The sequence below is a fragment of the Endozoicomonas sp. PH6C genome (assembly GCF_059322965.1).
The window spans coordinates 279,997-293,887 of the sequence record NZ_CP185342.1 but is presented as its reverse complement, the minus strand read 5'-3'; the positions used below and the strand labels follow the sequence as shown (position 1 = coordinate 293,887).

At 47.3% G+C, this 13,891-nt stretch carries 4 protein-coding genes; 1 reads left to right on the top strand and 3 read right to left on the bottom strand.

What is annotated here, in order from left to right:
* Window positions 1-112: 112 nt before the first annotated feature.
* Together ACOMG9_RS01165 and ACOMG9_RS01160 are read right to left on the bottom strand one after the other, a co-directional pair.
* Entirely contained in the window at window positions 113-5,056 is a 4,944-nt protein-coding gene (locus ACOMG9_RS01165; RefSeq protein WP_448215447.1) for a SidE phosphodiesterase domain-containing protein, read from the bottom strand.
* Between the two features lie 211 nt (window positions 5,057-5,267).
* Window positions 5,268-10,169 (bottom strand): SidE phosphodiesterase domain-containing protein, encoded by a 4,902-nt coding sequence (locus ACOMG9_RS01160; RefSeq protein WP_494529664.1) that lies wholly within the window; start codon window positions 10,167-10,169, stop codon window positions 5,268-5,270.
* 374 nt (window positions 10,170-10,543) lie between these two features.
* On the opposite strand from ACOMG9_RS01160, the gene ACOMG9_RS01155 reads away from it, so the two are divergent.
* Window positions 10,544-11,206, top strand: coding sequence for a hypothetical protein (locus ACOMG9_RS01155; protein ID WP_448215444.1), 663 nt, complete (start codon window positions 10,544-10,546; stop codon window positions 11,204-11,206).
* 40 nt (window positions 11,207-11,246) lie between these two features.
* On the opposite strand, the gene ACOMG9_RS01150 is transcribed toward ACOMG9_RS01155, so the two are convergent.
* Entirely contained in the window at window positions 11,247-13,811 is a 2,565-nt protein-coding gene (locus ACOMG9_RS01150) for a hypothetical protein (protein ID WP_448215443.1), read from the bottom strand.
* Between the last annotated feature and the right edge of the window lie 80 nt (window positions 13,812-13,891).

Here is a 13,891-nt window from a genome sequence, read left to right as displayed (position 1 = left end):
GTTTATCCAGTCAGTTAGTTCCATCCATTCTGTGAAGACTGGGGAAAACTATAAGATTGGCTCCATACCTGCCGAATGGCAGGAGGTGTTGAGGTGGGCAGGCCATTCGAACTTAATAAAATTTGGTGGTTTTGGCCCATTTCCCAATTTTATCCACAAGCAACATACGCCACTTATGCTCAATTCCTATATGCTTACTCATGTTAGCGAGATAGATGTCGCGCCAATTTTTCTCGCAGTGTTCTTTAGACAACAACTTAAAAAATGCCCTGGTTGTTAAGGGGCTAACGACAACATTTTGATGAAGCAAACAGTGTTTGGCTATTGTTACTTGACTCTTTTCAGAGCATTCTTCCCAGAATTGATGAATATATTCCCGATACTCTGTAAGGCTATACATACAAAGATGGGCTTTGTAACGTTTCATTCTAACCAGAGACTCATCATCTGTTTCCGGGCATGAGATTGAGTAGCTTTGTGTACTTTGTGTACTTCCGCCACTTACCTCTGGAATAGCCTTCAAGCAATGGTCATCCGCGCTGTTGCCATCGATGCCAAAGTCTATGTATTTATCATTGGCTTCAGGAAATAGAACAAGGTTAATAACATTTAACATCAACGCCAAAACCGCTTCCCGGGAATAATCATCGCGTTTAACATTATGGAGGCGAAATAAGTTTGCAAATGGACTACCTTGACTACAATATTCTCCTTCTTTCAGGAAGATGGTTCTGAACTCAAAATACAAGTCTTTAAGATCTTTGATTTTGCGATCATAGAATTTCGGGTTATTTTCAACAAAACTTATTGCATTGGCAGTATTTTCAAAACTAATGGAAAAAACTCCATAAATAATATCAGAAAGTTGCTGTGGATAACTTTTTTTAATTTCTTCAATATGTTGGGATAGAATATCCCGACTCAAATCGTCCAATGGTGTTGGACCGCAGCGCAGACAATGACTTTTCCCCATCACTTCCAGCCATTGTTTCAGATTGAACTTATTGTCATCATTAACACACGATTGATACAGGATTTGGGAAAGCCGGTGTGTACTTTCACATACCCGGCCATCCTTATTACTTTCAACGTCAAAACGGGCATTGTCTAATATCGATGATAAAAACCGCTTACCTTCAAAAGAACAGTTGGTGAAAGTACCATCTTCAATAATGGCACTGTTTAACAGCTCTGTATTGAATTTACACTCGTCAAATGAAACGGATTTCAACACCGTGCCGTTCATTGAACAGCGGCTGAAATCAATCCCGGTTAATTCACGCTTGATCCATCCCTTATGCAGGCTCCCTTTCGGCTCTATACCATCCAGGGAATCCAATCTTCCCTCCAACAGTTTTGGGTTTTGCTCAAGCAGCGACTGAATACCCTTTTCACCAAAGACCTTGATGAGATTTTTAATGTTTTCGTCAACCGAACTGTCTTCGGAGATTAACTCATGGTAGTGGGCTGACCAGGATTTCCGAATAAGCTTTTCCAGCGGACGCCCATCAGGCCAGTGGCTAAAGCGTTTCTTCAAAATAGACAACAATTGCCGTCTACTTTCGCTAGAGCTGATATCAAGCAGATTCAACTCGTCAAACAAGGACAGAGGGTTGGAAAAACGAGTCTCCTGTGGATTAGCTGGATTATTGAGCTGAATCAAACTCTGGTAGTCACAGTTTGACTGCTTGATGATTTTCTCATTACGAGCAAAGGCGTCCAAACCAAGAGCCTTATTAAACTGGCATTGATTATCATAAACTTCTGCATCCATACGGCCGAGTGTTTCAGAAGTCAATTTCATACACATGATCCCATCTTCATGAATCCGCTCTGAATAATCCGCCAGCTCGCCGTCCTCGATGATTCGGGTAAATGCATAACCGGTGTCGCATTTCATCCTGGCCAACGAAGCGCTGGGATGGATATGCCAAGTGGGTTCTATCCCGATCTGAGTACGTCGTTCAAAGGAACTCAGGGTAGCGTCATTTTTCAGGCTATCGGTCACAAATCGTTCTTCTTTTCCTTCCCGATCTGCACAAAATTTTGTATCGTGCGCGGGGCAGAACTTTCTGGCGGGGGTCGCCGAAATGCCATGGAGAAACCCCGGACGCAATTGCACCCAACGTCCCGCGCGAATACGAGAATGGATTTCCCAATCAAGCAGTTCTTCGTCACTGAAGTTCAGCAATTCTTTAAGAAACGCTTTTTTGCCGATGTTTACCGGCGCATTGAGATCGGCTGCCACGGCAAGGTTCATATCACCAAGGCAGCCATGGTAGTCAGCCAGGGCGTCCAGCCATTGCTCCTCCAGGTCGGTGGTATCCGGTCGCTCCGCACCAAGGCCCAGCCCTGCCAGTTCCCTGAACAATGCTTCAACCACCGATTTACTGTGTCCCCCAAAGGTGAGGGTCAGTTGATTTTCAAAGCTCAGGGCTTCTGGCAGGTTCGGAGCAGAAAACAGAATACTGCCGCCTTCACAGACGACCGATTCGAGCTCAACGGCTCGTACCGGTGAGGCACTCAGGCGAGTAACCTTCATTTGTTCCGGACTCAAATAACTGACCTTCTGGCCTGTCAATTTGGCAAAACCGTGGCTGAATTCAGCCAGCTCTACTTTTGCTTCAACTTCTTCGCCGATTCTTGAACTGACTCGTGCCGGTAAGGCCGGGAAAGGCAGAGGCGTTTCGATGGTTGGCAGTTTTGCAATGGACGGCAGGTCGGCGGCTAACGACGCCCGACACTTGTTTGCAATGTCCTGCAGAATCGTCACGGTATTATCAATAGTATCCTGATCCTTTTCGTGCCATCGTGTTTTATCTCCGGTTAACTGCTCCGCCATGCCGTCACAGTCTTTGGCCAGGCTGGTCAGATCACTGCGCCAGTCGCGGTAAAATCTGTTCAGGGCAGAGTTGGTATATTCAACCCGGCTGGCCAGACGGTGTAATCCCCGTTCCAGGGCCAGGTTATCAGCCAGTTTATTGCCCGCTTCCCGGGACAACTTGAGGGTCATCCGGGTGATGGGTTGGCCATTGGCATCCAGTAACTGGCTGATACCGATCTGCCCGCCCCGGACATCCCGGCCTTTGACTGGCAACCAACCGCCACGGATACCCGCCGCCTCTATCGCCTTGTATTCCGCCATGGATACCCGCTCACCCGCTTCCAGGCTGTTGGGAAAGCGGGTGGTCAGCCAGGCAATACGATCATGAATAGTCTGCCGTAACCAGCTGCGGTCACCGGGCAGAAAACCACTGTTTTCGATCTGCCGGTCCAGGGCCTGCCAGTCAACCTGCCGCAAGATATCTTTCAGGGTATGGCCCAGTAAGTCATCCTCTAATTGTGCAAGAATATCGACGCAGGGGTTGTCGATTGGCAACGAGTTCATGGGGGGTGCCTGAGGGTTCCGCAGTTTATTCAGCAGCAAGGGCATGGAGGAAAAGTCATCTGTTTTCGAGGCTGGCTCTGGTTTTTCAGGACACGGGTAGCGTGTCGCCATCCCGGCATAATCCCAGTGGAACATGACCGGCTCCCCTTCCGGGGTCAGTTCAATGCCTTCCCAGGCACTGTTGACCATATTTTCGTTACCGACAATCACATTGACCAGCAATAATCTGGCCCACTGCTCTGGAGACAGAGAGCGCAGAGTTGCCTCCCCGCCTTTGAGCTTGCCCTGCCATTGTTCGGGAACAGGACTGACTACATAAAAATGACCCTCTTCCTGATGGACAAAGCTTTGCGGAACTGTGATGCCCAGCAGCCCGGCAAGGTTAGCCATCAGCAGCTGGTTGCGGGCACTTAGCTCACAGCTCGCCGGTTTGATGGAATAAACCTGTTGGCTAACGGGATCGCTGTAAAGCCCTGCTGGCCAGGTGCTGCTCTGGCATTCTTCCATGGCCACACTTTGCTGGGTCAGTTTTGCCAGAGAGAAGGACGATTCCTGTGGTTCTGTCAGCTGTCCGGTATAAGGCGTAATCAACTCCCGGACAACACCGGACTGCTCACCTACGCTAAACAACTGGTAACTAAAGGGTGAAGGGTGGTGCTCCCATTGCTTTTTGGTGTTTTCACACAAGCTGGGGTCACCGATGCTGAAGAAATGTTCGAGGTCTGTATTGCTGTCCTGCAACTTGATCGGGTACCAGAGGTCACCCTGTTTGGCAATCACCCGGCAGACCTCTTCGGCCAGCAGGCGCCATTCTTGCCTCTGCTGATCATCCTGGCAGTCAGCAAAACACTCCAGCCGATCCATGTAAAAACTTTCTCTGACCCGCATAACATCCAGCGTATCTGCATCGTGGAGCAGACTGCGCAGGGTCTGTATCGCCTCGGGCAGATGCTCGCAGCCCTTCGGATTATCCTTGTGGCAAATGGCCTCACCACACTGCCAGGCCAGGGACTGATCCACGCCGAAGTTGCGCAGGTGTTCCCTCAGGTTGTCAGCACTGGCCCGCTCCCACTCCAACGTATCGAACCCATCGCCTTCACGGCCCGTGTCGTGAAACAGGCAGGTTTTGATTAGCAGGGGTATCATTTGGTCGGGAAATTCCCGCGCCAGGCGATCGCCGTGCAGTTTACGCTGTTGCAACAGGGCTACTGCCCAGATTGCCGTCCGGCAACTGTGCTGGACACCATGAACCTCGCGGGCAATTGCCTGTGCAGGAGGCGCGATGCTGTCAGGAGAATAAGGCTGAAGCAAGGCCGTTTTCGCTACCTGAGTAGATTCAATCAACGATTGATCAATGACCGGCCAATGGGCTGTTTCGGTTGCAGCTATTTTCGGACGTTTTACCGGTTCAATGGTCAGCGTTTCCAGCCCTGTCTCTATTATTTTCGGGAGAATATCGGTAGCGGCCCGTTTGTGCCCGGTCTTGTGCGAGAAATCATTATTGTCCGCGTCAACCCACTTTGCAGAAGCCACATCTGTGGGCATTAACTCTTCACTTATACTCACTTTTCTGGCAAAAGCGCTGCCTGTCTTATCAATATTTTCAGATAACCTTGAGTCGTTAAAAGGCGCCTGTACTTTTCCTGCGTTGATAGGGAGCAAATCCATTTTTTTAGCCCTCACTACTGTCCTTGTAATTCTGAACATTTGGAGTCAAACCGAATCCATTATTGATTTAGACAGTTTATCCAGTCAGTTAGTTCCATCCATTCTGTGAAGACTGGGCAAAACTGTGAGATTGGCTCCACACCTGCCGAATCGCAACATCACCTTGCCTATTGTTAAAAATGCCACATTGAGGAAGGCAGGCAATTCAAGCTCAATAAGTACCTAACCAGTTGGTTTGGTCCTGCTCTCCAAAATTTTCCAAAAGCAAGCGATTCAATTCATCCTCATTTTTTTTATGTTTATCCATGTTAGCGCGATAGATTTCCTGCCAATATTGCTCGTCGTGGTCTTGAGACAACAAATCTCTAAATTGCTTGGTTGTTTTGGGGCTAACGACAACATTTTGATGAAGCAAACAGTGTTTGGCTATTTTTAATTGACTCTTTTCTGAGCATTCTTTCCAGAACCGATGAATACGGTTCCGGTATTCTTTAAGCTGAGATTTACAGAGAAGAGCTTTATAACGTTGCATTTCAACCAGAGGCAGGCCATCTGTGTTGCTTTGTGTACCTTCGCTACCTACCTCAGGAATGGCCTTCAAGCAACCGTCATGCTCATCCGCACTGTTGGCATTGACGTCAAAGTCTATGTATTTATCATTGGATTCAGGAAACAGAACAAGGTTAATAACATTTAACATAAGCGCCAAAAGCGCTTCCCGGGAATAACTTTTGTTTGGTCCATAATCGGACCTAAAAAATCTTCCAAATGGATCACCTGATAACCCTATTTTAGAATTTCCTTCTTTCAGGAAGATGCTTCTGAAATCAAAATAAAAATCTTTGAGATCTTTGATTTTGTGATCATAGAATCCAGGATTATTCCAGACAAAATTTATCGCATTGGCAGTATTTTGAAAATTAATGAAACAAAGTTCATAAATAATTTCACAAAGTTGCTTTGGATAGATTCTGGAAATTTCATCCATATGTTGGGACAGAATATCCTGGGTTAAATCATCCAGTGGTGCAGAACAGGATTGTAGAAAACTACTTTTAAGCATCACCTTCAGCCATTGTTCCAGATTAAACTTATTGTGCTGATTAACACACGACTGATATAAGATCCGGGAAAGCTGGCGTGTTCTTTCACACGCCAGGTCATCCTTCCCAGATTCAGGGTTAAAACGGACATTGTCTAATATCGATGATGAAAACCGCTTACCCTCAAAAGAGCATTCGGTGAAAAAGCAACCTTTAACAATGGCTCTGTTTAACAGCTCTGTATTGAATTTACATTCACAAAAAAGAAAGGATTGCAACACTGTGCCATTCATTGAACAGCCGCTGCAATCAAACCCTTCAAGAGCACACATCCACCCATTCAGATTAAAGCCATCCAGGGAATCCAGCCTGCCCTTCAACAGTTGTGGGTTTTGCTCAAACAACAACTGTATGCGCTCTTCGCCGCAAGCCTTGACGAGACTTTTGATGCCTTCGTCAAACTGGCTGCCTTTACGGGTTATCTCATGATAAAAGGCTGACCAGGATTGCGGAAAAATCTGTTCCAGTCGGCGCCCGTCGGCCCAGTGGCTAAAGCGTTTCTTTAGTGTACCCAGCAATTGCCGGTGTCTTTCAGGAGAACTAATCTCAAGTTTGTGCAACTCGTCAAGCAAGGAGAGAGGATTGGCAAAACGGGTTTCCTGTGTCTCATCGTCCTGAATCACACGTCTGTAGTCATCGGTTGACTGAGCGATAATCTTCTCGTTACGGGCGAAGGCCTCCAAACCAGAGAAATCCGCCAGGTATTGGCTTTGATCGGCATAAATTTGTGCATCCATACGGCCGAGTGTTGCAGAAGTCAGGAGCAAACACGTAACCCCACCACAACGGTACCCGGAATTATCCACCAGCACCGCCATGACTCGGGAAAATGTGTATTCGGTGTTGCATTTCATCCTGCGTGCCGAAGCCACGGCACTTTCATGCCCAAGCGGTTCCATCCCAATCTGGGTACGTCGTTCAAAGGAGCTCAGGGTGGCATCATTCTCCAGGCTACCGGCCACAACCTCTTCACTGTTCCTTTGCCGCTGCGCATGAAAGTTTGTATCGTGTACGGAGCAGAACTTCCCGGCAGGGTTTGTCTCAATGCCATGGGGCAACCCTGGGCGGTAGAACACCAGACGCCCTGCACGAATACGACAGTGGATTTCCCAATTGAGCAATTCTTCATCACTGAAGTTCAGTAATTCTTTAAGAAAGGCTTTTTTGCGGGTTTTTACCGGGGTATTGATATCCACTGCCACATCAAGGTTCATATCACCAAGGCAGCCGTGGTAATCGGCCAGGGCGTCCAGCCATTTTTCTTCCAAGTCGTTGATATCCGGCCGCTCTCCACCAATACCCAGCTCTGCCAGTTCCCTGAACATTGCTTCAACCACTGCTTTGCTGTGTCCCCTAAAGGTGAGGGTCAGCTGATTTTCAAAGCTCATGGCCTCAGGCAGGTTCGGAGCAGAAAACAGAATACTGCCGCCTTCACAGACGACCGATTCGAGCTCAACGGCTCGTACCGGTGAGGCACTCAGGTGGGTAACCTTCAGTTGTTCCGGACTCAAATAACTGACCTTCTGGCCTGTCAATTTGGCAAAACCGTGGCTGAATTCAGCCAGCTCTACTTTTGCTTCAACCTCTTCGCCAATTCTTGAACTGACTCGTGCCGGTAAGGCCGGGACGGGCAGAGGCGTTTCGAGGATTGGCAGTTTTGCAATGGACGGCCGATCGGCAGCTAACGACGCCCGGCATTTGTTAGCAATGTCCTGCAGAATCGTCACGGTATTAGCAATGCTATCCTGATCCTTTTCGTGCCATCGTGTTTTATCTCCGGTTAACTGCTCCGCCATGCCGTCACAGTCATTGGCCAGGCTGGTCAGGTCACTGCGCCAGTCTCGGTAACGTCTGTTCAGGGCAGAGTTGGTATATCCAACCCGGCTGGCCAGACGGTGTAATCCCCGTTCCAGGGCCAGGTTGTCAGCCAGTTTATTGCCCGCTTCCCGGGACAACTTGAGGGTCATCCGGGTGATGGGTTGGCCATTGGCATCCAGTAACTGGCTGATACCGATCTGCCCGCCCCGGACATCCCGGCCTTTGACTGGCAGCCAACCGCCACGGATACCCGCCGCCTCTATCGCCTTGTATTCCGCCATGGATACCCGCTCACCCGCTTCCAGGCTGTTGGGAAAGCGGGTGGTCAGCCAGGCAATACGATCATGAATAGTCTGCCGTAACCAGCTGCGGTCACCGGGCAGAAAGCCGCTGTGTTCGATCTGCCGGTCCAGGGCCTGCCAGTCAACCTGCCGCAAGATATCCTTCAAGGCATGGCCCAGTAAGTCATCCTCTAATTGTGCAAGAATATCGACGCAAGGGTTGTAGATTGGCAAAGAGTTCATGGGAGGTGCCTGGGGGTTTCTCAGTTTTTGCAACAGCAAGGGCATGGAAGAAAAGTCATCCGGTTTAGGTTCAGGCTCTGGTTTCTCCGGGCAAGGGTAGCGGGTCGCCATCCCGGCATAATCCCAGTGGAACATGACCGGCTCCCCTTCCGGGGTCAGTTCGATGCCCTCCCAGGCACTGTTGACCATATTTTCGTTACCGACAATCACATTGACCAGCAATAATCTGGCCCACTGCTCTGGAGACAGAGAGCGCAGCGTTGCCTCCCCGCCTTTGAGCTTGCCCTGCCATTGTTCGGGAACAGGACTGACTACATAAAAATGACCCTCTTCCTGATGGACAAAGCTTTGCGGAACTGTGATGCCCAGCAGCCCGGCGAGGTTGGCCATAAGTAGCTGGTTGCGGGCGCTTAGCTCACAGCTCGCCAGTTTGATGGAATAAACCTGTTGGCTAACGGGATCGCTGTAAAGCCCTGCTGGCCAGGTGCTGCTCTGGCATTCTTCCATGGCCACACTTTGCTGGGTCAGTTTTGCCAGAGAGAAGGACGATTCCTGTGGTTCTGCCAGCTGCCCCGTATAAGGCGTAATCAACTCCCGGACAACACCGGACTGCTCACCTATGCTAAACAACTGGTAACTAAAGGGTGAAGGGTGGTGCTCCCATTGCTTTTTGGTGTTTTCACACAAGCTGGGGTCACCGATGCTGAAGAAATGTTCGAGGTCTGTATTGCTGTCCTGCAACTTGATCGGGTACCAGAGGTCGCCCTGCCTGGCAATCACCTGACAGACCTCTTCGGCCAGCAGGCGCCATTCTTGCCTCTGCTGATCATCCTTACAAGTAGCAAAACACTCCAGCCGATCCATGTAAAAACTTTCTCTGACCCGCATAACATCCAGCGTATCTGCATCGTGGAGCAGACTGCGCAGGGTCTGTATCGCCTCGGGCAGATGCTCGCAGCCCTTAGGGTTATCCTTGTGGCAAATGGCTTCACCACACTGCCAGGCCAGGGACTGATCCACGCCGAAGTTGCGCAGGTGTTCCCTCAGGTTGTCAGCACTGGCCCGCTCCCATTCGTCCGTATCTTCTTCGTCGCCTTCACGACCCGTGTCGTGAAACAGGCAGGTTTTGATCAGCAGAGGTATCATTTGGTCGGGAAATTCCCACGCCAGGCGATCGCCGTGCAGTTTACGCTGTTGCAACAGGGCTACTGCCCAGATTGCCGTCCGGCAACTGTGCTGGACACCATGAACCTCGCGGGCAATTGCCTGTGCGTGAGGCGCGATACTGTTAGGACAATAAGGTTGAAGCAAGGCCGTTTTCGCTACCTGAGTAGATTCAATCAACGATGGATCAATGACCGGCCAATGGGCTGTTTCGGTTGCAGCTATTTTCGGACGTTTTACCGGTTCAATGGTCAGCGTTTCCAGCCCTGTCTCTATTATTTTCGGGAGAATATCAGTAGCGGCCCGTTTGTGCCCGGTCTTGTGCGAGAAATCATTATTGTCCGCGTCAACCCACTTTGCAGAAGCCACATCTGTGGGCATTAACTCTTCACTTATACTCACTTTTCTGGCAAAAGCGCTGCCTGTCTTATCAATATTTTCAGATAACCTTGAGTCGTTAAAAGGCGCCCGTACTTTTCCTGCGTTGATAGGGAGCAAATCCATTTTTTTAGCCCTCACTACTGTCCTTGTAATTCTGAACTTTTGGAGTCAAACCGAATCCATTATTGATTTAGACAGTTTATCCAATAATTAGTTTCAGCCATTATCAGGGCTAATTTACTGACTTTTTATATCCTCGGGCACAATAAAGCCCAGATAGAGATTAAAGAATTTTTTTCAAAATTTATCGGTTTAGTTTAGCCGCGACCTGTGTTGCAGATTTGCCATGACACATCTCATTATTTGAAAATTGTTAAGATTACATTTACGAAAAATAATGCATCAATAGAAAATTTTCAGGAGAATCTGGCCTTAGGTTGAAAACTGGCAAATCATGCATATCCTTAAAGGCAATCAACTTTAAGGAGTATTCAGAAATGTTAAAAACACTGACTCAAATGTTATGTGCATGGACCATATTATCGTGCAATGCTTTGTATGCTAATGAGGAGCTGAATAAATTATATTACCGATTTTCAACTCAAAAAATGCCCGAATTGTTTGACTCTATCCAAAGTTCATTGAATGAGTCACCCGAAATCTCTCAAAGAGCAAAAGTTAAAGACTTGGCACTGGTTACCAAAAAAGCCTATAAAACCTGGTATAAAAGTCTGGAAACACTTACTCCGGTTGAAGCAGGGACTGCAGCAAATCTAATAAGGAATAATTTATCAACAGTATACTTTGAGCAAAAAGTTGATGAGTTTCTATCCTCTAAAAGCCATATGATTAGTTGGGAAATCCCTGTTTATCATCAGATAATTAACATAATGATCGGCGTATGGGGCGGAGTGTTTTTCGAAAATGAGAACCTGGCCAAAATAAGAAAAGAAATTTATCATTTATTCACTTGTGATGATCATGATTGCTCTGAAATTGCTGAAAAATTTTCTTCCCAATATGATGAAGATGTAACTCTTGCAATACAAAGGTATTTTGAGTGCAAAAAAACAAAAGGTTCAGCTTATGGTCCCCATCTGGCTGAATTATGCGAATTGATTAATAACGATAACTTTTATAAGTCGACATACTTTGCATAAGTACTGTAAGCAACCATTTTTGGACAGGCATCCGTTATGGCTACCTTACATCATATTGTACATTGGTAATCGTAACTTCCTGTCTCTCCTTCGATACCATGAATGCGTCAAAATAATCAAAAGGTGCCCTTCCTTCCAGAAGTTTCACTTCTTCACCTGTTTCACCTTTTTTAGGATCCGCGCGGTGATAAAGCGGTAGCTCCATCTCGTCGGCAATGTCCCGTGCGGCATCAATGAATAATAAATCACTCTTATCGGGGTAGGCCTTCTCAAGAAATAACGCAGGGCGATCATCCCGATCAAACACCAGGCGAATAACGCTTCTGCTGAGGATATCTCCTTTGGCGCTCTTTCTGACAATCATGGCATTGCGTCCATCCATCACGTAGCTCATTAGTCCTCTGCTGTAATCCTGAGCGCCGTCCGGTGTCAGGCAAGTGCGAACTTCAAGCCCACTGATAAAAAGATCCCAGGGGTCTTCCGTCAGCCTCAGGGTTTCTCCCGGGGACAGCAGCTTGTTTCGGGTTTCCACACTGAAGTCACTGAAGTTCGCGCCCCAACCTGCTTTAAATTGTGGGTATTTCCGGTAAACGGCCTGCAAGTGTGGATTGTTCAGCGGTGACTGCCTGCTCACAGTAAAAGTATTGCTAGCACTGGCCTCTATAAACTGATGGATAAGATCTGTAACTTCTCTATTTCCATATTCTTCCATTGCTGCCATGTAAAAAGGCAGGAGATGATAATGTCGTTGTTTCCATAGCCATTGTGAGACCTCCTTACTTTTTCCCACTAAAGCGTCAGCCCCTTTTTCGGCGATCAACAATGGCAATCCTTCTTTCTGACAGCTTAAGCCCATGCTGTCCAGAAATTGATTAAACCTGTCTCCCATGTTGAATATCATGTAGAGCAAACCCAGTTTTTCATACGTCAGGCTTTGGGTGAGTTTTTTCAGGGTCTGTATTACCATTGCCTTATTCATATCATTGCTGGCCAATACCCGTTCCAGAGTAACCAGCCACTGATGGAAAACCTTGCCATCTTTCATCTGTCGCCTGCTCCTGCTGGCGCTGGGAGCCTGCAAAGATTCACAGAGTTCCTCAATGTCATCTTCTGAGAGGATATCGGGCACAAATGCCAGCCATTGCAGCGGGGCCATGCGCAAATGATCGCCACCTTTGATTCCGGGCTCACCCAGTATTTGCTGTATTTTCGGGGTACTCTGAACCAGACGCGCCAACCCACCGATGAGATAGGGAATATTTTTTTTATTGCCATGTTTCATAATGGCCCTGACAAAATGATCCAATACTGAAGCAGCCATTATTTCTTTGGATGATTTGCAGGCGGCAATGATCATTAAAAGTCGATGCACTTTCGCTTTGATATCGGGTTTGCCTTCAGGCAATGATAGAGCAGCCAATCTGCTTTCCAGATCGTCAACTGCACGGAGCAATACCTGTGAATAGTCCGGGGTCGTTTTATCAATATTTGTTCTGAGTACCCTCAGATAACTGGCCAGCGGTTTGCCTTCAAGTAGAACAAACCCATTGATATCACTGAGTTGTTTGAGTTCTTCAAACTGTAAGGCAACAGGAGCAGGTGCTTTCAAGATATTTGCCACAGTATCAATATAGTGGTGATAATCAATGGAATCAGGTTGTTTCGACAAATAGGCCAGCTCTTTAGCAATATGCCAGATGCTATTTGAATCAGCGGTATACAAAACCGATCTAATGTACGACGTTAACTCAGTAATATCAGCCTCTTTTGAAAAACCGGAGCAGGCTGCATACAGATACAACAATCTTCTTGTGTAGAATTTGAAATCATCATCAACAAAAATGCTTGGTAAATAGCCATCCGCATCAACTCTTGGAAGAAATTCTTTTTCAATATTGTCAACTTCACTCAGCAACTGTCTGGAAAGTTCGTTATTTTCCGATTCAAGGATTTGCCTTATCTGCAGAAGTCCGTCCTTGACCAGTTTGTCATCCTCTACAGGGTTTAGTGCTGTCAGCTTTTCATTGATTTCATTGTCCTCCCTTGCCAGAGAAGGCTTATCAGGAAGACCTTGAAACAGGTTCTTTGCCTCTTCTAATCGGATGGACAAAGGAATTCTCTCAAGGTACCGGGCGACCATTTCCACTGGCAATTCAAACTTTTCTTCAGCAGCCAACATAATCCGGAGTTTTTCAGCCGCGCTTAAAAATTTTTTTTCGAATAACTTTTTTACTGTCTTCGAAGCATCCAATCTCATGCACTTATTAATAACAGCCCGTTGCACCTCTTTGGTTGGAGACTTTTCTATTGCCCCATCATGAAATTTTTCCACCAGATTGCTGGCAGCTCTTTTTATAGCTTCTACTTTTGAACCGGGTAATTGATTGACAAGATCAGGGTGAAGATTAACCAGCCGTTCAAACAGCTGTTTACTGCCATCGGTATTGAGGGTTTGTTCAGACAGTAAGGTAATGCCATCATGCAGCTGTACCTGCCAGCCAAGATACTGAACGGAGTCACCTTCTGCTGAAAAGCCAATGGATGACTCCATGATTAATGCATGCAGCTGCTGTAGTGTCAGACCATTTAAACGATAAAAATTCATTTTACCTCAGCGGTAAGGTAGGCATAAGTACTCAGCCATACGGAATCGAATATTTCTGGCTTATTAGGCAGCTGCTCTGC

Bases quoted from the DNA above. Each gene is read 5' to 3' on its own strand.
- ACOMG9_RS01165 (WP_448215447.1), bottom strand. From the start codon at position 5,056: ATGGATTTGCTCCCTATCAACGCAGGAAAAGTACAGGCGCCTTTTAAC.
- ACOMG9_RS01160 (WP_494529664.1), bottom strand. From the start codon at position 10,169: ATGGATTTGCTCCCTATCAACGCAGGAAAAGTACGGGCGCCTTTTAAC.
- ACOMG9_RS01155 (WP_448215444.1), top strand. From the start codon at position 10,544: ATGTTAAAAACACTGACTCAAATGTTATGTGCATGGACCATATTATCG.
- ACOMG9_RS01150 (WP_448215443.1), bottom strand. From the start codon at position 13,811: ATGAATTTTTATCGTTTAAATGGTCTGACACTACAGCAGCTGCATGCA.